We start from the raw sequence: 23,792 nt of genomic DNA on the forward strand, positions 1-23,792 counted from the left end.
CCCGATGGCCCATACCTTCTTCTGGCACGACTACGAGACCTTCGGCGCCCAGCCGCGCTATGACCGGCCCGCGCAATTCGCGGGCATCCGCACGGATGCGGAACTCAATGAAATCGGCGAGCCCGTCATGTGGTATTGCCAGCCGGCAGGCGACTACCTGCCCGATCCGCAGTCCTGCCTGATCACCGGCATCACGCCCCAGCAATGCCTGGAGCAGGGCATGCCCGAGGCCCAGTTCGCCGCCCGCATCGAGGCGGAACTGGCCCAGGCCGGCACCGTGGGCGTGGGCTACAACACCATCCGTTTTGACGACGAGATCACGCGCTTCATGTTCTGGCGCAACCTCATCGACCCCTATGCGCGCGAATGGCAAAACGGCTGCGGGCGCTGGGACCTGCTGGACGTGGTGCGCATGGTCTATGCGCTGCGCCCAGAAGGCATTGTCTGGCCGAAAAAGGAGGATGGATCTCCAAGCTTCAAGCTCGAGGACCTGGCCCGCGCCAACGGCCTGCTGCACGAGAAGGCGCACGATGCCCTGTCCGACGTGCGTGCCACCATCGGGCTGGCCCGGCTGATCCGCAAGGTCCAGCCCAGATTGTTCGACTTCGCCTTCTCGCTGCACAAGAAGGACCGGGTGCTGCAGGAAATGGGCCTGCCGGCCGAGCCGGCGCATGCCAGGCCCTTCCTGCACGTCAGCGGCATGATCCGGCCCGAGCGCGGTTGCATCGCCGTCATGTGGCCGCTGGCCACGCACCCCACCAACAAGAACGAGATCATCTGCTGGGATCTGGCGCAGGACCCGTCCGAGCTGGCCTCCATCGACGTGGACACGCTGCGCCTGCGCCTGTTCTCGCGCGCGGCCGACCTGCCCGAAGGCATGCAGCGCCTGCCCATCAAGAGCATCCACGTCAACAAGTCGCCCATGGTGGTCGGCAGCCTCAAGACGCTGAGCCCGGCCATGGCCGCGCAATGGGGCATCGATGTGGAGCAGTGCATGGGCCATGCGGCCATTGCACGTGACCTGCCCGACATGAGCGCGCTGTGGCGTGCCGTTCACCAGCGCCCTGCGCAGGAAGGGCTGGATGCCGACCAGGACCTGTACGGCGGTTTCGTGGGCAATGAGGACCGGCGCCGCCTGAACCACCTGCGCAGCCTGTCCGCGCAGGAGCTGGCGCTGGACCGCACGGGCTTCGACGATGCCCGCCTGACCGAGCTGCTGTTCCGCTACCGCGCCCGCAATTTCCCCGCCAGCCTGAACCCGGCCGAGCGCCAGCGCTGGCTGCAGCACTGCGCGGCCTGCCTGATCGAAGGAAAGGGCGGCGCACGCACGGCCGAGCAGATGTTTGCCATGGTCGATCAGCTATCGGAAACTGCCGACGAGCGCGGCGAGGAAATCCTGGGGGCGCTGTATGACTATGCCGAGGCGATCATGCCGGAACTTTAGTTCCCCCTGAGCCGCTGCGCGGCTTCTCCCGAGAGGTGCGACACCCTCGCGGCGGGGCGGCCGGCGTAGGCACTTGCTCGGTCTTCCTCGCCTTGGACCGCGTCGGCTTCAGGCGCAGCGCCCATTTGTGCCTTCAGCCAAAGAACTTGTAGCAGACCACGATGGCCGCCACCACGCCGGCCAGTTCGGCGATGAGGGCGCAGGGCACGGCGTGGCGGGCACGCTGTATGCCCACGGCGCCGAAGTAGACGGCCAGGACGTAGAAGGTGGTTTCGGTGCTGCCCTGGATGGTGGCGGCCACCAGGGCGGCGAAGCTGTCCACGCCCTGGGTCTGCATGGTCTCGATCAGCATGGCGCGCGCCGCGCTGCCCGAGAAGGGTTTGACCAGGGCCGTGGGCAGGGCGTCCACGAAGCGGGCGTCCATGCCCATGGCATCGACCACCCAGCGTATGCCCGACAGCGCATACTCCAGCGCGCCCGATGCGCGGAACACGCCCACGGCGCAGAGCATGGCCACCAGGTAGGGCAGCAGGCCCTTGGCCACGTCAAAGCCTTCCTTGGCGCCCTCGATGAAGCTGTCGTAGACCGCGACCTTGCGCCAGGCGCCCAGGGTGACGAACAGCACGATCAGGGCAAACAGCGTCAGGTTGCCCAGCAGCGATGACAGCTGGGCCAGCGCGGCCGCCGACAGCGTGGCCAGAAAGGCCATGAAGCCCGCCAGCGCCAGGCCCAGCGGCAGCAGATAGCCCAGAACCACGGGGCTCCACAGCGGCAGCCTCTGCACGGCGGCCACGGCCAGCAGGCCGACCAGGGTCGAGGCCGAGGTGGCCAGCAAGATCGGCAGAAAGACCAGGGTGGGATCGGGCGCACCCTGCTGCATGCGGTACATGAAGATGGTCACGGGCAGCAAGGTCAGCGACGACGCATTGAGCACCAGGAACAGGATCTGCGCATTGGTGGCGGTGTCGGTCCGGGGATTGAGCTCCTGCAGCGAGCGCATGGCCTTCAGGCCCATGGGCGTGGCCGCGTTGTCCAGTCCCAGCCCGTTGGCCGCGAAGTTCAGCGTGATCAGGCCCAGGGCCGGATGGCCGCGCGGCACCTCGGGCATGAGCCTGGCGAACAACGGGCCCAGCACGCGCGCCAGCCACTCCACCACGCCGGCCTTCTCTGCGATGCGCAGAAAGCCCAGCCACAGCGTCAGCGTGCCGAACAGCAGCACCATGACCTCGACCGACAGCCTGGCCATGGCAAACAGCGCCTGCACCATGGCCGAGAAAATCCCGGCCTGGCCGCCGACCAGCCATTGCGCCAGCGCAGCCACGGCCGCCACCAGAAAAAAGCCCAGCCACAAGGCATTCAGCATGGATTCCCGTCCCTCACGAGGCAATTGCAAGCCGCCATTGTGGGGCCAGCTGCAGGGCTTACGGGCCAGGGCGGCAGGGCATTGACAGGGCTCCGTTATCCTCGCGGCCCCGTGGTCCGAGGACCGCACCATTGCTGCAAAGGATTCCATGCCCCAGGTGATAGGACAGGTGAGCGTCGCCGTGCGCGACTATGACGAGGCGCTGCGCTTTTATGTGGGCGCGCTGGGCTTCGTGCTGATCGAGGACACCGCCCTGTCCGAGGGCAAGCGCTGGGTCACCGTGGCTCCCGGTGGCGGCGGTGTGCGCCTGCTGCTGGCCCGTGCCACGAATGAGGAACAGGCCGCGCGCGTGGGCAACCAGACGGGCGGGCGCGTGTTCCTGTTCCTGCAGACCGACGACTGCCTGCGCGACTTCGAGGCCTACCGCTCGCGCGGCGTGCGCTTTGTGCAGGACCCCCAGCGCAAGCCCCACGGCACCGTGGCCGTGTTCGAAGACCTCTACGGCAATCTGTGGGATCTCATTGAGCCGCATCCTGCACGCTGAGGGCTGAAGGCGCACCGCTTCAGCGGCTGGCCACGATGAACAGCCGGGGGAAGGGCAGCAGCACCGTGCCATCGTCCAGTGCGGGGTAGGCCTGGGAGATGGCCTGCAGATACGCTGCGTAGAAGCCGGCCTTTTGCTCCTCGTCCAGCGGCGCGACGAAGGGGCGCAGCGCCGAACCCTTGAACCACTCAACCACCGCGGCATGGCCGCCCGCCAGCGGGTGGAAGTAGGTGGTGCGCCAGACATCGACGTTGCTGCAGTGCGGGCGAAGCAGGGCGTAGTAGAAGTCCGCGCTGTGACGTGCGGGGTGGCGCACATCGCCAATCGTGGCGGCCCAGGGGCCGCTGGCAGCCACTTCGCGCGCCAGCCGGTGGGCCGGTTCTTCCAGGTTGTCCGGTGTCTGCACGGCCAGGCTGCCACCGGGTGCCAGGTGGCTGACAAGGCGCGGGTAAAGCTGCTGGTGGTCGGGCAGCCACTGCAGCGAGGCATTGGCCAGGATCACGTCCTGCGGCTGGTCGGGCTGCCAGGTGGCGATGTCGGCCAGGGAGAAGGCCGTGCCCGGCAGCCGCTTGCGTGCGGCATCCAGCATGTCCTCGGAATTGTCCAGTCCCGTCACGGTGGCCTCGGGGAAGCGCTGGGCCAGGACCTCGGTGGAGTTGCCGGGGCCGCAGCCCAGGTCCACGGCCAGCCGCACGGCGCGGCCAGGCAGATCGGGAATGGCGGCCACCAGGTCGCGCACGGGGCGGGTGCGTTCCTGCTCGAACGTTGTGTACTGCTTTGCGGACCAGGTCATCGTGTTGCCTTTCAGGTAGGTGTGTTTGTGGGGCGCGAGCGTAAATCCGTCCATCCATGATTGCAAATGCCACAATTGATGTCTTCCCATACCTTGAAAGTATTGATGTGCCCGAGCTTCGCCAACTGCGCGCCTTTGTCGCCATCGCCGAGGAAGGCCACATCACGCGTGCGGCCGAGCGCCTGGGCATGCAGCAGCCGCCGCTGACGCGGTTGCTGCAGGGCCTGGAGCACGAATTGGGCGTGGAGCTGGTGCAGCGCCTGCCGCGCGGCGTGCGGCCCACGGCGGCGGGGCTGGCGCTGCTGGAAGAGGCCAGGGCGCTGCTGGAGCGCTGTGACGTGCTGGCCGAGGTGGTGCGCCGCGCCGCCCGGGGCGAGACGGGCCGGCTGGCCGTGGGTTTCACCAGCTCTGCCGCACTGCATCCCTTTGTGCCCGGCGTGCTGCGCATGTTCCGCCAGCAGGTGCCCGGCGTCGCGGTGGCGCTGGAGGAGGCGGGCACGGGCGAGCTCATGGATGCATTGCTGCAAGAGCGGCTGGACGCGGCCTTTGTGCGCTCGCCCCTGCACGGCAGCCAGGGGCTGCAGGCCGTGCCGATTCTGGAGGAGCCCATGCTGCTGGCTCTGCCGGCAGGGCATGCGCTGGCACGCCCATTGCGCCGGCCCGTGCCTTTGCCGCAGCTCGCCTCGGAGGATTTCGTGCTGTACCGGCGCAGGGTAGGGCAGGGCCTGTACGACGCCATTCTCAAGGCCTGCCTGGAGGCGGGTTTCAGCCCGCGCGTGGTGCAGGAGGCGCCGCGCATGACGGCCACGCTGAGCCTGGTCTCGGCAGGGCTGGGGCTGTCCATCGTGCCGGCCTCCATGCAGCGCCTGCGCAGCGACGGCATTGCCTACCGCACGCTGTCGCAATGCCCGGGGCTGGCCGCTCCGCTGCATCTGGCCACGCGCGTGGGCGATGCGTCTGCGGTGCTGCGCAGGTTCCAGGACCTGGTTGCCACGGCGGCCGTGGCGGAGTCCTGAAGGTGCGGACTATGGTGACCTGGTTGCTGCGCGTGCGGCAGCGCGAGGACCGCCGCGCTGCCTGACCACGGTGCGCGCGCATTCCACCAGCTTGTGGATCAGCGGCAGGCGTGCCGAAGAGCGCAGCCACATCACACCGAAGCGCCGCGACTGCGATTCCTCGGGCAGGGCCAGTCGCACCACGCCCTGGCCATCGGGCAGGTTCAGGGCCGTGTCGGGCACCAGGGAGACGCCCAGGCCCCTGTCCACCATCATGGCAATGGCCACCAGCGAACTCAGTTCAAAGCGCTCCTGGGGAGCGATCTGCGCGGCGCGCAGGTAGCGCTCCACCATCTGGCCGCCGCCCAGGCTGCGGTCATAGCGGATCAGCGGCTGGGTGCGCAGCAGCGTGTGCGGGTCCAGGTGCGCCAGCTGGCGCGGCACCAGCAGCACCAGCGGCTCCTCGCGCAGCAGTGTCCAGTCGAAGGTCTTGGCCAGGGCGAACGAGGGGTGCAGGCAGACCGCCGCATCCAGCTCGCCCTGCCGCACGGCCTCGTACAGCTCGCGCGTGGTGGCCGACCGCAGGAACACCTTGGCGTCGGGGCACTTCTTCACGAAGCCGGCCAGGATGTCGGGCAGCAGGCTGTGCAGCGCCGTGTTGATGGTGCCTATGACCAGTTCCCCGGCCGTGCCTTCCTGGCTGACATGGGTCTTGGCATTGGCCAGTTCGCGCAGCAACTGCGGCGCGGATTGGGCCAGGCGGTGGCCGGCCGGGGTGGGCAGCACGGTGCGGCCTGCGCGGGCCAGCAGGGGGGCGTCGAACTCGCGCTCGAGGATGCGGATCTGCTGGGCCACGGCGGCGGCCGTGATATCCAGGCGCCGCGCGGCCTCGGCCATGGAGCCGGTCTCCACCACAAGCAGGAAGCTGTGCAGGTAGCTGGTTTCCATAAACAAAGAATTTGTGTGGTTTGAACAAATATTACCTGTGTTTCTCTTGGCTTTCTGCCGCCCACAATGCGGGCCATGAGAAGCAAACTGTTTGTTCCCGCATCGCGTCCCGAGCTGTTCGCCAAGGCACTGGCCGGCGAGGCCGACGCGCTGTCCTTCGACCTGGAGGACGCGGTGGCCGAAGCCCGCAAGGACGAGGCGCGCGGCCTGCTGCGCAGCTTCCTGCTCAGCCCTGAAAGCCGGGGCCACGGCAAGACGCTGATCGTGCGTGTCAACGCCATGGATACGCCGCATTTCGGCGCCGACATCGCCGAGATGGTGCGCGACGGCGTGCACCTCATCAACCTGCCCAAGCCCGAGACCGTGCAGCAGGTGCGCGAGGCCGCACAGCGCATTGCCGATGCGGCAGATGCCAACGGCGTGCCCCAGGCGCCTGGCCTGCTGCTCAACATCGAAACACCCCGCGCCCTGCGCTGCGCTGCCGAACTGGCCGGCGCCCACGCCAGCGTGGCTGGCCTGCAGATGGGGCTGGGCGACCTGTTCGAGCCCTTTGGCGTGAACCGGCGCGAGCCCGCCGCCATTGCCCAGGTGCTGCTTGCCGTGCGCATGGCCGCTGCCGAGGCAGGCATCTATGCCTATGACGGCGCCTTTGCCGACATCCGCGACAGCGACGGCTTCAGCGCCGAGGCGCGGCTGTCGCGCGGCCTGGGCTTTCTGGGCAAGACGTGCATACACCCCAGCCAGGTTGCGCTGGCCAATGCGGTCTACCAGCCGACCGAGCAGGAAATCGGGCACGCCCTGAAGGTGGTGGAGGCGGCCCGCCAGGCAGATGCCAATGCCCTGGGCGCCTATGTGGTGGACGGAAAGATGGTGGACAAGCCCTTTGTGCTGCGTGCCCAGGCCATCGTGGCCGCAGCGCATGCACAGGGGCTGCTGGCGGCCTGAACGGGCGGCCGGCAATCCGATGCCCCGGCATCCCGCATGCCGGGCATCCCCATGACAAGAAACAGTACAGGAGACAAAGACATGAGCATTTCCCATTGCCGCGCGCGGCGCAGGCTGGTGGCGCTGGCCGCCACCACAACGGTGGCCACGCTGGCCGGGCTGGCTTCGCCGGGATTGATGGCGCAGGGCGCCTTCCCGTCCAAGGCCATCACCATGGTGGTTCCCTATCCGCCGGGAGGCTCCAACGATGTGTTCGCACGCCAGGTGGCCAAGGAAATGGGCGATCTGCTCAAGCAGACCGTGATCGTGGACAACCGGCCCGGTGCCAGCGGCAACACCGGCACGGCCTCGGTGGCCAAGGCGACGGCGGACGGCTACACGCTGGTGGCGGTGTCGTCCAGCATGACCACGAATGCTGCGGTACAGGCCAAGATGCCCTTCGACCCCGTCAAGGACCTGGCGCCCGTGGCCATGTTTGCCAAGGGCCCGCTGGTGGTGGCCGTGAACAACGAATTCCCGGCCAGGACGCCGCAGGATCTGGTGCGCGCCATCAAGGCCAGCCCGGGCCAGTTCAACTACGCCACCTCGGGCACCGGCAGCATCAACCACTTCGCGACCGAGATGATGCGCTCCATGGTGCCGGGCATGGACATCATGCATGTGCCCTACAAGGGCCAGGGTCCGGCCGTGACCGATGTGATCGGCAACCAGGTGCAGATGCTGGTCTCCAGCGGCCCGTCCATCCTGCCCATGGTGCGCAACGGCAAGCTGCGCGCCATCGGCATCACCAGCCTCAAGCCCAGCCCCATTGCGCCGGACCTGACGCCCATGGCAACGGCCATCCCGGGCTACGAGTTCGATCTGTGGTGGGGGCTGCTGGCGCCTGCGGGCACGCCCGCCGACATCGTGGACCGCCTCAACCAGGCCGTGAACCAGGTGCTGGCCAAGCCGACCATCCAGGCCAGCTTCCTGCGCGAAGGCGCCATTGCCAACCCCGTGACGCCGCAGCAGTTCGCACAGGTGATCCGCAGCGACGTGGCGCGCTGGAAGCAGCTCGCCAAGGACCGCAATATCCAGGCCGATTGAACCCGGCCGCTCGCGGGAGGCGCCCCAGGCCTTCCCGCTTCCCTATCAGGAGAAACGAATGAGTTTTGTGCCCGGTGAACGCCAGGGGCCGAAAGGCCCGCTCAGCGGCGTGCGCGTGCTGGACCTGAGCGCCTATATCGCAGGGCCTTACGGCTGCTCGCTGCTGGCGGACCAGGGCGCCGAGGTGATCAAGGTCGAGCCGCCCGTGGGCGACAACCTGCGCAAGTACCCGTCCACGCTGGAAGCTGAAAGCCGCGCCTTCCTGGGCGTGAACCGCAGCAAGTGGGGCATGGTGCTGGACCTGAAGGACGAGGCCGACCACGCCGTGCTGCTGCGCCTGGTGCGCGAGGCCGATGTGCTGGTCCACAACTTCCGGCCCGGCGTGCCCGAGCGGCTGGGCATCGGTTTTGCGCAACTGGCCGCCATCAACCCACGCCTCATCTATTGCAGCGTCACCGGCTATGGCAGCCGCGGGCCGCTCAAGGCCAAGGCGGGCTACGACCAGGTGCTGCAGACCATGACCGGCATGTGCGCCATGCAGGGCAAGGCAGGCGGGCCGCCCGAGATTCTCTACGGCTCCGTGGTGGACTACTACGCCTCGGCCCTGGTGGCGGGCGGCGTGTCGTCGGCGCTGTACGAGCGCGAGAAAAGCGGGCTGGGCCAGCATGTGGGCGTGTCGCTGCTGCGCGCGGCACTGACCATGCAGTCCGCACGCATGGTCTGGGCCGAGGGCGAGCCGCGCGAGGTGGGGCGCGACATGCGCTCGGGCGGCATCACGGGCATCCACCCGACGCGTGAAGGACATCTCTACATCTCGGCCAATACCGCGCATTTCTGGGAGGCGCTGTGCTGCAAGCTGGGGCTGCCCGAGCTGGCCGGCGACGAGCGCTATGACTCCGTGCGCAAGCGCGCCCAGCACCGCGACGTGCTGGTGCCGCTGCTGCGCCAGGCATTGGCAGGGCGCAGCGCGCTGGAATGGGAGGCCTTGTTCGGCGAGGAGGTGCCCTGCGCGGCGGCGCGCACGGTGGAAGACATGTTCGACGACCCGCAGGTGCAGGCCGAGGGCATGGTCACCCGCTTCGAGCACCCGACCCTGGGCAGCTACCGGGGCTTTGCCGGCGCCGTGGAGTTCGACCGCACGCCCGGCCCGCCGGCCTTTGCCGCGCCCACGCTGGGCCAGCATACCGAGGCCCTGAAGGCCGCCGCGCAAGAGAGCCGCTGATGCACGCACTGCCCGCAGGCGCCTGCGACGCCCATCTGCACGTCTTCGATCCGCGCTTTGGTACGCGTTTTGGGGCCGAGGCGCCGCAGGCCATGCGCGCCCATGCCACGGCTGCCGACTATGCGCAACTGCGCGGCGCCATGGGGCTGGAGCGCGCCGTCATCGTCCAGCCGCGTGCGCATGGCACGGACAACCGGGCCACGCTGCACGCCATCCAGTCGCTGGGCGCAGCAAGCACGCGCGGCATTGCCGTAGTGCACCCCGAGATCACCGACGCCCAGCTGCAGGCGCTGCATGACGGCGGCATTCGCGGCATCCGCTTTTCGCTGCACACCGAGCACGATGCAGCCGTGCGGCTGGACATGCTGGAGCCATTGGCCGAGCGCATTGCCGCGCTGGGCTGGCATGTGCAGCTGCACTGGCTGGCCAGCCAGATCGAGGCCCATGCGGCGCTGCTGCAGCGGCTGCCATGCACCCTGGTGTTCGATCACATGGCGCGGCTGGCTGACAGTGCTGACGGCGCTGGCGTGCACCAGCCCGCCTTCGGCGTGGTCCGTGGGCTGGTGCAGCAGGGCAGGGCCTGGGTCAAGCTCTCGGGCCCGTATCTGAACAGCCGGGCGGGCCTGGCCGCAGGCTATGCCGATTGCGACGCGCTGGCGCAGGCCTGGGTGGCCGAGGCCCCGCAGCGCCTGGTCTGGGGCAGCGACTGGCCCCATGTCACCGAAGCTGCCCATCCGCCGCAGACCCCCATGCTGCTGGCGCTGCTGTCACGCTGGATTCCCGATGCGGCGCTGCGCGCCCGCGTGCTGGTGGACAACGCCGCCGAGCTGTACGGATTCGATTGAGGGCGCGGGGCACGCAAGCCTCGCAGCCCAGGTTTTCACCATGGAGCAACAGGAGACAGAAACGTGAAGAAGATCAAGACATTGCGGCCCGCCATGACGGTGCTGGCCTTGGGGTTGGGCCTGGGACTGGGACTTTTCCAGGGCACGCTGCATGCGGCCGACTATCCGGCCGCGCAGGCCATCACGGTCGTCGTGCCGTTCTCGGCCGGCGGCGGTGCGGACAATGCGGCGCGCATCATCGCCAAGGCGCTGGGCGAGGTCTCGGGCCAGACCGTGGTGGTGGACAACAAGGCCGGCGCCAGCGGCGCCATCGGCGCCGCCCTCGTGGCGCGTGCCAAGGCCGATGGCTATACGGTGCTGTATGACGCATCGTCCTTCGCCATCAACCCCGCGTTGCGCAAGCTGCCCTATGACCCGGCCAAGGACTTCATTGCCGTGTCCCAGGCCATCAGCGTGCCCAACATCCTCGTGACGGCGCCGTCCTCGCCCTACAACAGCCTGGCCGACTTCATGAATGCCGCGCGGCAAAAGCCCGGCAGGCTCACCTATGCCTCCTACGGCCCGGGCAGCCTGGCCCAGATGGCGACGGAACTGCTCAAGGCAGACGCCAAGTTCGATGCCGTCCACGTTCCCTACAAGGGCGGGGCGCCCGCCATCGTCGATGTCATGGGCGGCCAGGTCGATGTGTACTTTGCCAACGCCGCCTCCAGCATCAACTATGTCAAGGGCGGCAAGCTCAAGGCGCTGGCCGTGTCCTCGGCCAAGCGCATGCCGGACCTGCCCGACGTGCCCACGGTGGCGGAAAGCGGCATCAAGGGCTTCGAGGTGACGGAGTGGAACGGCTTCTTCCTGCCCGCAGGCACCGCGCCCGAGACCGTGCAGAAGCTGCAGGACCTGGTGCAAAAGGCCCTGGCCCTGCCGGCCACGCGCGCCAGCCTGGAGAAACTGGGCCTGACGCCCGTGGGCAGCTCCTCCGCCGCCTTCACGGGCTTCGTGGCCGCCGAGCGCAAGCGCTGGGATGCCGTGGTCAAGGCCAACGGCATCACCGTGCAGTGAGGCGCCGCGCGTGACGGGACTCAGGGCGTGGCGGTGACGCGCAGCAACTGCCCGCCCTGGGCGTCCGTCAGCAGGTAAAGCCATCCGTCCGGTCCCTGGCGCACATCGCGCACGCGCTGGCCCAGGCGCGGCAGCACCTGCTCGCTGGCCGTCACCTTCCCGGACCTGATCGTCAGGCGCTCCAGCCGCTGGAACTTGAGCGAGCCCACGACCAGCGATCCCTTCCATTGCGCCCCATACCGGTCACTGGTCACAAAGGCCATGCCTGAGGGGGCGATCGACGGCACCCAGTAGTGCAGCGGCTGCTCCATGCCCTCCTTGCGCGTGATGCCGGCGCCGATCTTACCGCCGCCATAGTTCTCGCCGTAGGTGATCACGGGCCAGCCGTAGTTCTTGCCGGGCTCGGGCCGGTTGACCTCGTCGCCGCCCTGCGGGCCGTGCTCATGCATCCACAGGCTGCCATCGGGCGCCAGCGCCGCGCCCTGGGCGTTGCGGTGGCCGTAGCTCCAGATCTCGGGCCAGGCATCCGCGCGGCCGACAAAGGGGTTGTCCCTGGGCACGCTGCCGTCCTTGGCAATGCGCACGATCTTGCCCAGGTGGCTTTGCAGGTTCTGGGCCTCTTCCTTGTAGCGCGAGCGCTCGCCCAGCGCCAGGAACAGCGTGCCATCGCTCTTGCCGTCCACCCTGCGCTCCACGATGCGGCAGCCGAAATGCAATGCGCTCGCGTACCTGGGGCGCTGCGAGAACAGCACTTTCACCTGCTCCAGCCGGCTGGCATCGTCGGACAGCCGGGCGCTGGCCAGCGCCGTGCTGTTCTTGCCGCTGTCGGCGCCGCTGCCGGGCTCGGAGTAGCAGAAGTACAGCTGGCGGTTGCGCGCGAAGTCGCTGTCCAGCACCACGTCCAGCAGGCCGCCCTGGCCTGCGGCCTCCACGGCCGGAAGGCCCGCCAGGGGAGCGCCCAGCCTTCCGTCGCCCTGCACGATGCGCATGCGGCCCGGCCGCTCGGTCACCAGGTAGCGCCCATCCGGCAGGAAAGCCATGGCCCAGGGGTGCTCCAGGCCTTCGGCGACGATTTCTGTGGAGAGGTTGGGGCTGGCGGCCCACAGTGCGCCGGACAGGCCCAGGGTGCTGATGGCGAGGGCGGCGGATAGGGATGGCGGCATGCCGATGCTCCTGTGGTGAGGGGACAAGACGGGAAGCCGGATGCACCGCCGTTGACGTCGGCGGCGGTGCAGCGCAGGCAGGGGGCTTCGCACAAGCCAGCATCATGCACGACGCCACCAGAGCCTGCGGCGACCTGTCAACCACTGCGCAAAAAGCCCGCGCAGCCACTTGCGCGGGTGTATAAACAGCGCTCTTTCGGCGCCGGGCCGGGTCCCTGCGGGGGCGGGCGGCGGCGCCTCCTACCCACCAGAGAATCCGCAAGGGAAAAGCAGCCATGGGCGCGCAATGGAAAGCAAAGGGCAAGGCGCTGGTCGCCGACGCCAAGGGAAAGCTGTTTGGCAAGCTTGTCAAGGAAATCATCGTCGCGGCGCGCGCCGGCGCCGATCCGGCAGGCAACTCGCGCCTGCGCATGGCGGTGGAAGCCGCACGCAAGGCCTCCATGCCCAAGGACACGCTCGAGCGTGCCATCAAGAAGGGCTCGGGCGTGGGTGCCGATGCCGTCAACTACGAGCGCGTGGTCTATGAAGGCTACGGCCCCAACCGCGTGCCGGTGATGATCGAGTGCCTGACCGACAACGTGAACCGCACGGCGCCCAACATGCGCGTGTGCTTTCGCAAGGGCCAGATGACGGCCGTGGCCTGGGACTTCGACCATGTGGGCATGATCGAAGGCGAGCCCGAAGGCGGCGCCGATGCCGAACTGGCCGCCATCGAGGCCGGTGCACAGGACTTCGAGCCCGGCGAGGAAGAGGGCACGACGCTGTTCATCACCGACCCCACCGACCTCGATACCGTGAGCAAGGCGCTGCCGGCCCAGGGCTTCAAGGTGCTGTCGGCCAAGCTGGGCTACAAGGCCAAGACGCCGGTCAGCATGGCCAGCCTGTCGGCTGAGCAGCAGGAGGAAGTGCAGGACTTCCTGGCCGGCATCGAGAACGACGATGACGTGCAGAACGTCTACGCGGGCCTGGTGGATTGATGACGCTGTCCCCGCTGCCAAGCAAAAAAGCCGCACATCGTGCGGCTTTTTTGTGGGTGCAGGCGCCCAGCGCCCGGCGGCTCACTTGGTGCCGAAGATTCGGTCGCCCGCGTCGCCCAGGCCCGGCAGGATGTAGCCGTGGGCGTCCAGCTGGCGGTCCACGGCGGCCGTGTAGATGTCCACGTCGGGATGGGCCTTCTGCATGGTGGCCACGCCTTCGGGCGCAGCCAGCAGGCACATGAACTTGATGGACTTCGGATTCAGCTGCTTCAGGCGCGCCACGGCGGCGGCGGCCGAGTTGCCTGTGGCCAGCATGGGATCGACGACCAGCACGTCGCGCTCTTCCATCTCGGAGGGCATCTTGAAGTAGTACTCGACGGGCTGCAGCGTCTCGGGGTCGCGGTACAGGCCGATGTGGCCGATGCGCGCGCCGGGCACGACGTTGAGCATGCCGTCGAGGAAACCGTTGCCGGCGCGCAGGATGGACACCAGCACCAGCTTCTTGCCGTCGATGACCTTGCCGGTCATGGTCTCCAGCGGGGTCTCGATCTCGATGTCCTGCAGCGGCATGTCGCGCGTGATCTCGTAGGCCATCAGCGTGGACAGCTCGCCCAGCATGCGGCGAAAGCTGTTGGTGCTGGCTTCCTTGCGGCGCATCAGCGTGAGCTTGTGTTGGACCAGCGGGTGGTCGATCAGGTGCAGAGTACTCATGGTTTTCTTCTGGAAAAAAGGGCGCCGGTATTTTGGGGCCGGCGCCAGGGGTCGGTTCAGTCGTGCAGAAAGCGCGCGTAGCGCGCCAGGTCCACATTGCCGCCGCTGATGAGAATGCCCACGCGTGCGCCCGACAGCGCAACCCCGCCATGCAGGGCGCCCGCCAGCGAGAGCGCACCCGTGGGTTCGACCACGATTTTCTTGCGTTCCGCGTAAAAGCGCATGGCCTGCACCAGATGCTCGTCCGCCACGGCCAGGATATCTTCGACATGCTCGCGGATGATGGCGAATGTGATATCGCCGATGGACTGGGTCTGCGCGCCGTCGGCAATGGTGTGGGGCGTGGGGATCTGCACGATCCGGCCTGCGCGCAGCGACTGGCGGGCATCGTCGCCGGCCTGGGGCTCGACGCCGTAGACCTTGCAGCCCGGGGCGAGCTGTCCGGCTGCCAGCAGGCTGCCCGACAGCAGGCCGCCGCCGCCCAGGCAGACGAACAGGTAGTCCAGATCGGGCACCTCCTCGAACAACTCCTTGGCCGCCGTGCCCTGGCCGGCAATCACGTCGCGGTGGTTGAACGGCGGGATCAGCGTCATGCCGCGCTCGTCGGCCAGGCGCCGGGAGATGGCTTCGCGGTCCTCGGTGAAGCGGTCATAGGTCACCACCTGGGCGCCGTAGGAGCGGGTGGCCGCCATCTTGGAGGCAGGCGCATCCTCGGGCATGACGATGAGCGCGGGCATGTCCAGCATCTGCGCGGCCAGTGCCACGGCCTGGGCATGGTTGCCCGAAGAGAAGGCCAGGGCGCCGCGCTTGCGCTGCTCGGGGGTGAACTGCGACAGCGCGTTGTAGGCGCCGCGTATCTTGAAGGCACCCGTGCGCTGCAGGTTCTCGCACTTGAAGAACAGCTGGGCGCCCAGCAGCTCGTCGGCGGTGCGGCTGCGCAGTATGGGGGTGCGGTGGGCCACGCCCTCCAGCCGGCCGGCTGCGGCGGCAACGTCGTCATAGGTGGGCAGCGAGGGAGGGCTGTTCGTCGTCATGGCGTGCGGTTCCGCAAAGTGGATGGAGGCGGTTTCGATCATAGCCGCATGCGCAGGCTTTCAGCGCCCTGAAATGCGCCAGCCGTTGCATGGCAACGGCTGGGTGCTATGGTGTTTGATGCGGCGCAGTGCCGGTGCGCCAGCGCTTCAGCGCTTCTTGTTGCCCAGGATGCCGCCGAGCACGCCGCGCAGGATTTCCTTGCCCAGCGAATTGCCCATGGTGCGCATGGTGGACTTGGCCATGGTCTGAACCAGGCCGTCGTGCTTGCCTCCGCGCGGGCCTGTGGTGCCGAACAGAAGATCCTTGAGCCCGTCCATCATGGCGCCGCCGCCTTCGCTGGCGGCGGGTGCGGCTCCGGCAGGGCTTGCCGGCGAGGCCCCGTCGCCGGATGCTGCCGTGCGTCCGCGCAGCACTTCGTAGGCCGATTCGCGGTCCACCGCCTTTTCATAGACACCTGCCACCAGCGATTGCGCCAGCAAGACCTTGCGCTGCTCCTCGCTGATCGGACCGATCTGGCTGCCCGGTGGAATGACATAGGCGCGTTCGGTGATGCCGGGGCGGCCCTTTTCATCGAGGAAGCTCACCAGGGCCTCGCCCACGGCCAGCTCCGTGATGGCGGCCTCGATGTCCAGCCCCGGCTTGGGCCGCATCGTGGTGGCCGTGGCCTTGACGGCCTTCTGGTCGCGCGGCGTGAAGGCGCGCAGCGCATGCTGCACGCGATTGCCCAGCTGGGCCAGCACGGTGTCGGGCACGTCCATCGGGTTTTGCGTGACGAAATACACGCCCACGCCCTTGGAGCGCACCAGGCGCACCACCAGCTCGATGCGTTCGAGCAGCACCTTGGGCGCATCGTTGAACAGCAGGTGGGCCTCGTCGAAGAAGAAGACCAGCTTGGGCTTGTCGGGGTCGCCGATCTCGGGCAGGCGCTCGAACAGCTCGGACAGCATCCACAGCAGGAAGGTGGAGTACAGGCGCGGCGAATTCATCAGCTTCTCGGCCGCCAGGATGTTGACCACGCCCTTGCCGCCCGCATCGGTCTGCATCAGGTCGTTGATGTCGAGCATGGGCTCGCCAAAGAATTTGTCGCCGCCCTGCGACTCGATGGCCACCAGCCCGCGCTGTATGGCCCCCACGCTGGCGGCACTGATGTTGCCGTACTCGGTGGTGAACTGCTTGGCGTTGTCGCCCACGTGCTGGAGCATGGACCGCAGGTCCTTGAGGTCCAGCAGCAGCAGTCCGTTGTCGTCGGCAATCTTGAAGACCAGGTTGAGCACGCCCATCTGCGTGTCGTTCAGGGCCAGCATGCGCCCGATCAGCAGCGGCCCCATGTCCGAAACCGTGGCGCGCACCGGATGGCCCAGCTCGCCGAACACGTCCCACAGCGTGGTGGGGCAGGCCAGGGGCTGGGGAATCTCGATGCCGCGCTCCTGCAGCGAAGCCGCCATCTTGGCGCCGGTGCTGCCGCTTTGGCTGATGCCCGACAGGTCGCCCTTGATGTCGGCCATGAACACCGGCACGCCGATTTCGGAGAAGCCTTCCGCCATTTTCTGCAGCGTCACGGTCTTTCCGGTGCCCGTGGCGCCGGTGATCAGGCCATGTCGATTGGCCAGTGCGGGCAGCAGCAGGCATTCTGTGGCAGAGTGGCGGGCGATCAGAAGTGGAGCGGCCATTTCGGGTTTCCTCGGGGGAGCATGCGGTCAAAAGTAAAATCCCAGCCGCAAGGTTAAATCAATATCAAAGGACAGCCTGTGGCAGGACACAGTAAATGGGCCAATATCCAGCACCGCAAAGGCCGCCAGGACGAAAAGCGCGGCAAGGTCTGGACTCGCATCATCCGTGAAATCATGGTGGCGGCACGCACGGGAGGGGGCGATCTCAGCGCCAACCCGCGCCTGCGCCTGGCGGTGGAAAAGGCCAAGGCGGCCAACATGCCGGCCGACAACATCAAGCGCAACATCGACAAGGCCACGGGCAATCTCGAAGGCGTGACCTACGAGGAAATCCGCTACGAAGGCTACGGCATTGGCGGCGCGGCCATCATCGTGGACACCATGACCGACAATCGCGTGCGCACTGTGGCGGATGTGCGTCATGCCTTCAGCAAGTACGGTGGCAACATGGGCACGGAGGGTTCCGTGTCCTTCCAGTTCAAGCATGTCGGACAACTGATCTTTGCTCCCGGAAGCGGCGAGGACCAGATCATGGAAGTGGCGCTGGAGGCCGGTGCCGAGGACGTGATCACCGATGATGAGGGGGCCATCGAGGTGCTGACCGCACCCGCCGAGTTCGAAACCGTGCGCGACGCGCTGCAGGCCAAGGGCCTGACGCCGGAGGTGGCTGAAGTCACCATGCGCCCGGAAAACACCATCGCCCTGCAAGGCGATGACGCAGCCCGCATGCAAAAGCTGCTGGACATGATCGAAGACCTGGATGACGTACAGGACGTCTACCACAACGCTGAACTATGAAAATTCTTGTGATTGGTGGCGGAGGCCGCGAGCACGCCCTGGCGTGGAAACTGGCTGAATCGCCGAAATCGACCAAGGTCTATGTGGCCCCCGGCAACGGTGGCACGGGCCTGGCCGGCGGCAAGGTGGAGAACCTCAACATCACCGACCCGCAGGCGCTGCGCGAGTGGGCGCAGGCCGAGAAGGTCGCGCTGACCGTGGTCGGCCCCGAGGCGCCTTTGGCGGCCGGCGTGGTCGATGAGTTCCGTGCCCATGGCCTGCGCATCTTCGGCCCCTCCAAGGCGGCCGCCCAGCTGGAAAGCTCCAAGGCCTTCTCCAAGGACTTCATGGCGCGCCACGGCATCCCCACGGCGCTCTACGAGACTTTCACCGACCCGGTTGCTGCCCACGCCTATGTGGACCGCCTGGGTGCGCCCATCGTGGTCAAGGCCGACGGCCTGGCCGCAGGCAAGGGCGTGGTCGTTGCGACCACGCTGCAGGAAGCCCACGACGCCGTGGACTTCATGCTCGTGGACAACAAGTACGGCGTGGCCCACAACGACGGCGGCGCCCGCGTGGTGATCGAGGAATTCCTCGCCGGCGAGGAAGCCAGCTTCATCGTGCTGTGCGACGGCAAGAACGTCCTGGCCCTGGCGACCAGCCAGGACCACAAGCGCCTGAAGGACGGCGACCAGGGCCCGAACACGGGCGGCATGGGCGCCTACTCGCCCGCGCCCGTGGTCACGGCCGACGTGCATGCCCGCGCCATGCGCGAGATCATCCTGCCGACCATCCGCGGCATGGAAAAGGACGGCATTCCCTACACCGGCTTCCTGTATGCGGGCCTGATGATCGATGCATCCGGCCATCCCAAGACGCTGGAGTTCAACTGCCGCATGGGCGACCCCGAGACCCAGCCCATCATGATGCGTCTCAAGAGCGATCTGGTGGACGTCATGCTGGCGGCCACCGATGCCAAGCTCGACCAGGTCGAGCTGCAATGGGACCGCCGCACGGCGCTGGGCGTGGTCATGGCCGCAGCAGGCTACCCCGAGGACCCGCGCAAGGGCGATGCCATCAGCGGGCTGCCGCAGGACGCCGCCGATGCCATGGTCTTCCATGCCGGCACCCAGCTCAAGGATGGCGTTCCCGTCACCAGCGGTGGCCGCGTACTGTGCGTCACCGTGCTGGCCGACAGCGTCAAGCAGGCCCAGCAAAAGGTCTATGACGTGGCGCGCGGCATCCATTTCGATGGTGCCCAGTACCGCCGCGACATCGGCTTCCGTGCCGTGAAGAACTGAGTCCATGGCAGAGCAATCGACCGGGCAGGCGCTGCCCGTGGCCCAGGTGCGCGAGTACCTGACGGGCCTGCAGGCCCGCATCACGCAGGCGCTGGAACAGGTGGAAGGCGAGGGCGGTGCACGCTTTCTGTCCGACGCCTGGAGCAAGGGCCCCGGCGAGCGCCTGCAGGGCGATGGCATCACCCGCATCATGGAAGGCGGCCGCGTGTTCGAGCGCGCGGGCTGCGGCTTCTCGCATGTGCGCGGGCCGCAGCTGCCGCCCTCGGCCACGCAGCACCGGCCTGAGCTGGCCGGTGCGCCGTTCGAGGCCATGGGCGTGTCCCTGGTCTTCCATCCGCGCAATCCTTTTGTGCCTACGGTGCACATGAATGTGCGAATGATTGCAGCCGGCTCAGGTGCGGCCGGCTCAGGTGCGGCAGGGCAGCCGGGCAACGAACCCACCTGCTGGTTCGGCGGCGGCATGGACCTGACGCCGGTCTACGGCTTCGAGGAAGATGCACAGCACTTTCACCGCGTCTGCCGCGATGCGCTGGCGCCTTTTGGCGACACGCTCTACCCGCGCTTCAAGACCTGGTGCGACGAGTACTTCCGCCTGAAGCACCGCAACGAGCAGCGCGGCATCGGCGGCATCTTCTTCGACGACTTCTCGGAACTGGGCCAGGCGCGCAGTTTCGACATGCTGCGCTCGGTGGGCGATGCCTTTCTGGAGTCCTACCTTCCCATCGTCGAGCGCCGCCAGGCCATGGACTACGGGCAGCAGCAGGTCGATTTCCAGCGCTACCGCCGCGGCCGCTATGTGGAGTTCAACCTGGTCTGGGACCGGGGCACGCACTTCGGCCTGCAGTCCGGCGGGCGCACGGAGTCCATCTTGCTGTCCATGCCACCGCATGCGAGCTGGAGCTACCAGCGCGAGGACGCGCCCGGCACCCCCGAGCGCGCTTTGCTGGAGCAATTCCTGGTGCCTCGCGACTGGCTTTGAGCCCGAAAGCCGCCCTCCCGAGCGGCGTGGCGAAATCCGCGCGTGCAAGGGAATAGGCGGCAAAACTATAATTTCAATAGCTTGAGGCGCAGCGTTGGCTGCGTTCTCCACTTTCTTCGGCGCGAAATCTTCCGGCGATCTGTGGGCGAACTCCATGCATTTTGGAGCGCCGCTACAGCCCAGCCCTCTACGGGCCGCACGGCGCTCGCGCTATATTGATCCCATTCCTATTCCATTGATCACCGCCTGATGACCACTTCCACCAAATCGGATTCCGCAGCCAAGCGCGACGTGACCAAGCTGCAACGCGCCATTGTTGACGGCCTCGAAAACGTCAAGGCCCAAGACATCCAGGTCTTCAATACCGAAAAGCTCTCGCCGCTGTTCGAGCGCGTGATCGTGGCTGCGGGCACCTCCAACCGCCAGACCAAGGCGCTGGCCTCCAGCGTGCGCGACGCCGTCAAGCAGGCCGGTTTCCCCGTGCCGCGCCAGGAAGGCGAAGAAAACGGCGAGTGGATCATCGTGGACTGCGGCCAGGCCGTGGTCCATGTCATGCAGCCGGCCATCCGCCAGTACTACCGCCTGGAAGAGATCTGGGGCGAGACGCCTGTACGCCTGAAGCTGGGCGCTCCCAAGCCCACGCGCTCGGCTGCCACCGACAAGGCGGAAGAAAAGGCCAAGAAGGCTGCAACCAAGAAGGCGGCGGCAACCGCTGCCAAGCCTGCAGCCAAGAAGGCCGCTTCTGGCGCAGCCTCCGCCGCCGCCAAGAAGCCCGCTGCCAAGAAGGCGGCCCCTGCCAAGGCCGCTGCACCCCGTTCCGCAGCGGCAAAGCCGGCTGCCGCAAAGTCGGCTGCTGTGAAGTCGGCCGCAGCCAAGTCGCCGGCCGGCAAGACGGCGGCGCCCAAGGCCATCAAGACCGTGGTGGTCAACCGCGCCCCCGCCAAGGCCAAGGCTGGCGCCGCTGCCAAGCCTGTCGCCAAGCCGGCAGCCAAGCGCGCTCCCCGCGCCAAGGCCTGAGCGGTTCAGGGCTGACGCTGCATGAAGCTGTTGATCGTGGCCGTGGGCCAGCATGTGCCCGACTGGGCGCAGACAGCCTACGACGACTACGCCAAGCGTTTTCCTCCGGAACTCAAGGTGGAGCTCAAGGCCGTCAAGACGGAGCCACGCGGCTCCAAGACGGTCGAGACCCTGTACGCGGCCGAGCGCAAGCGCATCGAGGCCGCCATTCCGCGCGGCACGCGCATCGTGGTGCTCGATGAGCGCGGCACCAATCTGACGACCAAGGCCCTGGCCCAGCGCCTGCAGGGCTGGCAGCTGGAGGGCGATGACGTGGCCCTCATCATCGGAGGCCCGGACGGTCTGGACCCCGCCTTCAGGCAGGCCGCACACGAGCGCATACGCCTGTCGGACCTGACCCTGCCGCATGCCATGGTGCGGGTGCTCCTTATCGAGCAGCTGTACCGTGCCTGGTCGGTCAACGCCGGCCATCCCTACCACCGGGAATAGCGGCAGCGGCGGTGTCATGCGGATCGGAAGATCTCGTGATACTATGATTTTGATAGCCTTCGGCGCTTTGATACAAAGGGCTGAAGGCATTTCTCATTTTCATCATGCCGCCCTTCATCTACCTAGCCTCCCAAAGCCCCCGACGCCGCCAACTGCTGGAGCAGCTGGGCGTGGCCCATGAGCTTTTGCTGCCCAATGCGGATGGCGACATCGCCGAAGATGCCGAGGCCATGGAAGCCGAGCTGGCCGGCGAGGCAGCGCGCGACTACGTGCAGCGCGTGACCGCACTCAAGCTCGACGCTGCCGTGGCCCGCCACGCGCGCCGTGCGCTGGCTGCCGCTCCCGTGCTCTGCTCGGACACCACGGTGGCGCTCGACGGCCGCATTCTGGGCAAGCCCGCCGATGCCGACGATGCACGCCGCATGCTGACGGGGCTTGCCGGCCGAGAGCATGAGGTGCTGACGGCCGTGGCCATACAGCATGGCGCGCGGCGCCTGGCTGCGCTGTCGGTCTCCCGGGTTCGCTTTGCGGCCATGAGCGCTCAGCAGATCGATGCCTACGTGGCCTCGGGCGAGCCCATGGGCAAGGCCGGTGCCTATGGCATACAGGGCCGTGCGGCGGCCCATGTGCAGTGGCTGCAAGGCAGCTACTCGGGCATCATGGGCCTGCCGCTGTTCGAGACGGCGGCGCTGTTGCGCGAGCTGGGCTGGGCGCTGTAGGCCAGCTCCCCGACCTGGGCCCCGAGGGGCGTGCAGGCGGGCGCGCACGGCCGATGGCAGCGCGCGGCACGGCAAGATGTCTGCCGGGCCGCTCCGGCCGAGAAATACAAACGACAAAGCACACCACAGGCACAGCATGCAGCAAGACATTCTGATCAATTGGTCGCCACAGGAAACGCGCGTGGCCATCATCGAGAACGGCGCCGTCCAAGAACTGCACATGGAGCGCCCGCTGGAGCGCGGCCTGGTCGGCAACGTGTACCTGGGCAAGGTCTCGCGTGTGCTGCCGGGCATGCAGTCGGCCTTCATCGACATCGGCCTGGAGCGCGCGGCCTTCCTGCACGTGGCCGATGTCTGGCAGCGGCAGGAAGGGGGCGAGGCCCCCATGTTTGCGCGCAAGGACATGCCTGTCGTGCCCATCGAAAAGCAGGTTTTCGAGGGCCAGACCATCATGGTGCAGGTCATCAAGGATCCGATCGGCACCAAGGGCGCGCGCTTGTCCACGCAGATCAGCATTGCGGGACGCCTGCTGGTGCTGCTGCCGCAGGACGACCACATCGGCATCTCGCAGAAAATCCCGCAGGGCGAGCGCGATGCCCTGCGCGCCCGGCTGCAGGGCCTGGTCGGCACCAAGGAGACCGGCGGCGGCGGCGGCTTCATCCTGCGCACCAATGGCGAGGACTCCAGCGACGCCGAGCTGGCCGACGACATCCGCTACCTGCGCAAGACCTGGAGCCGCATCAAGGAGGCCTCGGTGCGCCTGCCGCCCATGTCGCTGCTGCACCAGGATCTGAACCTGCTGCAGCGCGTGCTGCGCGATCTGGTGGGCGAAGGCACCCAGAGCATCCGCATCGACTCCAAGGAGCAGTTCGCCCTGCTCATGACCTTCGGGCAGGAGTACATGCCGGCGGCCGTGCCCAAGCTGCAGCATTACCGCGGCGAGCGGCCCATCTTCGATCTGTTCGCCATCGACGAGGAAATCGCCCGCGCGCTGGGCCGGCGGGTGGACCTCAAGTCGGGCGGCTACCTGATCGTGGACCAGACCGAGGCGCTGACCACGGTGGACGTCAATACCGGCGGCTACGTGGGCGCGCGCAACTTCGACGACACCATCTTCAAGACCAACCTGGAAGCCGCCCACCAGATCGCGCGCCAGCTGCGCCTGCGCAACCTGGGCGGCATCATCATCGTGGATTTCATCGACATGGTGCGCGACGACCACCAGGCCGAGGTGCTGTCCGAATTCAAGCGCCAGCTCGGGCGCGACCGCGTCAAGACCATGGCGGGCGGTTTCTCGCAGCTGGGCCTGGTGGAGATGACGCGCAAGCGCACGCGCGAATCGCTGGCCCACATGCTGTGCGAATCCTGCCCTGTCTGCCAGGGCAAGGGCCATGTGAAGACCGTGCGCAGCGTCTGCTACGAGGTGCTGCGCGAAATCCTGCGCGAGGCGCGCCAGTTCAACCCGCGCGAGTTCCGCATCGTAGCCTCGCCCAAGGTGGTCGAGATGTTCCTGGACGAGGAAAGCCAGCACCTGGCCGGCCTGTCCGACTTCATCAAGAAACCCATCTCGCTGCAGGCCGAGACCGCCATGGCACAGGAGCAGTACGACATCGTGCTGCTGTGAACCGGTATTTATCTTGCCAATTCATTATCAATAGCGATTCGGCATCTTTTGCGCAAATGGGTTCATATGAATCGATTTGCGCGTTGCTA

Annotated in this window: 23 protein-coding genes; 16 read left to right on the forward strand and 7 right to left on the reverse strand. The window is 67.4% G+C overall.

Annotation, left to right across the window (positions count from 1 at the left end; all coding sequences use genetic code 11):
- Positions 1–4 precede the first annotated feature (4 nt).
- The gene (sbcB, locus tag GRX31_RS09970) at positions 5–1,444 is read left to right on the forward strand and encodes an exodeoxyribonuclease I (RefSeq protein WP_017404791.1); all 1,440 of its coding nucleotides are present in this window, start codon (positions 5–7) and stop codon (positions 1,442–1,444) included.
- Between the two features lie 133 nt (positions 1,445–1,577).
- Here sbcB and GRX31_RS09975 read toward each other — a convergent pair whose 3' ends face one another.
- Positions 1,578–2,807, reverse strand: a complete 1,230-nt coding sequence (locus tag GRX31_RS09975) for a nucleoside recognition domain-containing protein (RefSeq protein ID WP_160852456.1) — start codon at positions 2,805–2,807, stop codon at positions 1,578–1,580.
- A gap of 148 nt (positions 2,808–2,955) precedes the next feature.
- Between GRX31_RS09975 and GRX31_RS09980 the strand changes: the two genes are divergently transcribed.
- Entirely contained in the window at positions 2,956–3,351 is a 396-nt protein-coding gene (locus tag GRX31_RS09980) for a VOC family protein (protein ID WP_013802649.1), read from the forward strand.
- 19 nt (positions 3,352–3,370) lie between these two features.
- On the opposite strand, the gene tam is transcribed toward GRX31_RS09980, so the two are convergent.
- Positions 3,371–4,144 (reverse strand): trans-aconitate 2-methyltransferase, encoded by a 774-nt coding sequence (tam, locus tag GRX31_RS09985; protein WP_174549407.1) that lies wholly within the window; start codon positions 4,142–4,144, stop codon positions 3,371–3,373.
- Between the two features lie 107 nt (positions 4,145–4,251).
- Between tam and GRX31_RS09990 the strand changes: the two genes are divergently transcribed.
- Positions 4,252–5,160, forward strand: coding sequence for a LysR family transcriptional regulator (locus GRX31_RS09990; RefSeq protein WP_337193874.1), 909 nt, complete (start codon positions 4,252–4,254; stop codon positions 5,158–5,160).
- A gap of 9 nt (positions 5,161–5,169) precedes the next feature.
- Here the strand turns inward: GRX31_RS09990 and GRX31_RS09995 are convergent, their stop codons facing one another.
- The gene (locus tag GRX31_RS09995; protein WP_016446874.1) at positions 5,170–6,087 is read right to left on the reverse strand and encodes a LysR family transcriptional regulator; all 918 of its coding nucleotides are present in this window, start codon (positions 6,085–6,087) and stop codon (positions 5,170–5,172) included.
- Positions 6,088–6,162: 75 nt separating this feature from the next.
- On the opposite strand from GRX31_RS09995, the gene GRX31_RS10000 reads away from it, so the two are divergent.
- The 5 genes from GRX31_RS10000 (at position 6,163) to GRX31_RS10020 (ending at position 11,241) form a co-directional block, all read left to right on the forward strand.
- Positions 6,163–7,032 carry an HpcH/HpaI aldolase/citrate lyase family protein gene (locus GRX31_RS10000; RefSeq protein WP_160852462.1) on the forward strand — a complete coding sequence of 290 codons (870 nt, stop codon included), beginning with the start codon at positions 6,163–6,165 and terminating at the stop codon, positions 7,030–7,032.
- Positions 7,033–7,113: 81 nt separating this feature from the next.
- Entirely contained in the window at positions 7,114–8,118 is a 1,005-nt protein-coding gene (locus GRX31_RS10005) for a tripartite tricarboxylate transporter substrate binding protein (RefSeq protein ID WP_034393042.1), read from the forward strand.
- A gap of 58 nt (positions 8,119–8,176) precedes the next feature.
- Complete coding sequence (locus GRX31_RS10010; RefSeq protein ID WP_160852464.1) at positions 8,177–9,340, forward strand: CoA transferase; 1,164 nt, start codon at positions 8,177–8,179, stop codon at positions 9,338–9,340.
- Entirely contained in the window at positions 9,340–10,185 is an 846-nt protein-coding gene (locus tag GRX31_RS10015) for an amidohydrolase family protein (protein ID WP_160852466.1), read from the forward strand. Before GRX31_RS10010 ends, GRX31_RS10015 begins: the two co-directional genes overlap by 1 nt.
- Positions 10,186–10,248: 63 nt before the next feature.
- Positions 10,249–11,241, forward strand: a complete 993-nt coding sequence (locus tag GRX31_RS10020; RefSeq protein WP_160852468.1) for a tripartite tricarboxylate transporter substrate-binding protein — start codon at positions 10,249–10,251, stop codon at positions 11,239–11,241.
- A 20-nt stretch (positions 11,242–11,261) separates the two neighbouring features.
- Here GRX31_RS10020 and GRX31_RS10025 read toward each other — a convergent pair whose 3' ends face one another.
- The gene (locus GRX31_RS10025; RefSeq protein WP_046239341.1) at positions 11,262–12,404 is read right to left on the reverse strand and encodes a PQQ-dependent sugar dehydrogenase; all 1,143 of its coding nucleotides are present in this window, start codon (positions 12,402–12,404) and stop codon (positions 11,262–11,264) included.
- Between the two features lie 275 nt (positions 12,405–12,679).
- Between GRX31_RS10025 and GRX31_RS10030 the strand changes: the two genes are divergently transcribed.
- The gene (locus GRX31_RS10030) at positions 12,680–13,381 is read left to right on the forward strand and encodes a YebC/PmpR family DNA-binding transcriptional regulator (RefSeq protein ID WP_016446881.1); all 702 of its coding nucleotides are present in this window, start codon (positions 12,680–12,682) and stop codon (positions 13,379–13,381) included.
- Between the two features lie 81 nt (positions 13,382–13,462).
- Here GRX31_RS10030 and upp read toward each other — a convergent pair whose 3' ends face one another.
- From upp to GRX31_RS10045, 3 genes are all read right to left on the reverse strand, one after another.
- Positions 13,463–14,092: a uracil phosphoribosyltransferase gene (gene upp / locus GRX31_RS10035; RefSeq protein ID WP_012205354.1), complete on the reverse strand. Its 630-nt coding sequence runs from the start codon at positions 14,090–14,092 to the stop codon at positions 13,463–13,465.
- A gap of 56 nt (positions 14,093–14,148) precedes the next feature.
- Positions 14,149–15,126, reverse strand: coding sequence for a threo-3-hydroxy-L-aspartate ammonia-lyase (locus tag GRX31_RS10040; protein ID WP_237426645.1), 978 nt, complete (start codon positions 15,124–15,126; stop codon positions 14,149–14,151).
- 147 nt (positions 15,127–15,273) lie between these two features.
- The gene (locus tag GRX31_RS10045) at positions 15,274–16,797 is read right to left on the reverse strand and encodes a helicase HerA-like domain-containing protein (RefSeq protein ID WP_160852472.1); all 1,524 of its coding nucleotides are present in this window, start codon (positions 16,795–16,797) and stop codon (positions 15,274–15,276) included.
- Between the two features lie 78 nt (positions 16,798–16,875).
- Here GRX31_RS10045 and GRX31_RS10050 point away from each other — a divergent pair, with 78 nt between their 5' ends.
- From GRX31_RS10050 to rng, 7 genes are all read left to right on the forward strand, one after another.
- Entirely contained in the window at positions 16,876–17,595 is a 720-nt protein-coding gene (locus tag GRX31_RS10050; protein WP_160852474.1) for a YebC/PmpR family DNA-binding transcriptional regulator, read from the forward strand.
- Positions 17,592–18,875 carry a phosphoribosylamine--glycine ligase gene (gene purD / locus GRX31_RS10055; RefSeq protein ID WP_012205358.1) on the forward strand — a complete coding sequence of 428 codons (1,284 nt, stop codon included), beginning with the start codon at positions 17,592–17,594 and terminating at the stop codon, positions 18,873–18,875. Before GRX31_RS10050 ends, purD begins: the two co-directional genes overlap by 4 nt.
- A gap of 4 nt (positions 18,876–18,879) precedes the next feature.
- The gene (gene hemF, locus GRX31_RS10060) at positions 18,880–19,854 is read left to right on the forward strand and encodes an oxygen-dependent coproporphyrinogen oxidase (RefSeq protein ID WP_016446884.1); all 975 of its coding nucleotides are present in this window, start codon (positions 18,880–18,882) and stop codon (positions 19,852–19,854) included.
- Positions 19,855–20,103: 249 nt separating this feature from the next.
- Complete coding sequence (rsfS, locus tag GRX31_RS10065) at positions 20,104–20,871, forward strand: ribosome silencing factor (protein ID WP_016446885.1); 768 nt, start codon at positions 20,104–20,106, stop codon at positions 20,869–20,871.
- 21 nt (positions 20,872–20,892) lie between these two features.
- Entirely contained in the window at positions 20,893–21,360 is a 468-nt protein-coding gene (rlmH, locus tag GRX31_RS10070; RefSeq protein ID WP_012205361.1) for a 23S rRNA (pseudouridine(1915)-N(3))-methyltransferase RlmH, read from the forward strand.
- 104 nt (positions 21,361–21,464) lie between these two features.
- Positions 21,465–22,079 carry a Maf family protein gene (locus tag GRX31_RS10075; RefSeq protein WP_047218151.1) on the forward strand — a complete coding sequence of 205 codons (615 nt, stop codon included), beginning with the start codon at positions 21,465–21,467 and terminating at the stop codon, positions 22,077–22,079.
- Between the two features lie 136 nt (positions 22,080–22,215).
- Entirely contained in the window at positions 22,216–23,703 is a 1,488-nt protein-coding gene (gene rng, locus GRX31_RS10080; protein ID WP_016453532.1) for a ribonuclease G, read from the forward strand.
- The last annotated feature ends 89 nt before the right edge of the window (positions 23,704–23,792 follow it).

The sequence above is a fragment of the Delftia sp. CH05 genome (assembly GCF_009827015.1).
GTDB classification, from domain to species: domain Bacteria; phylum Pseudomonadota; class Gammaproteobacteria; order Burkholderiales; family Burkholderiaceae_C; genus Comamonas; species Comamonas tsuruhatensis.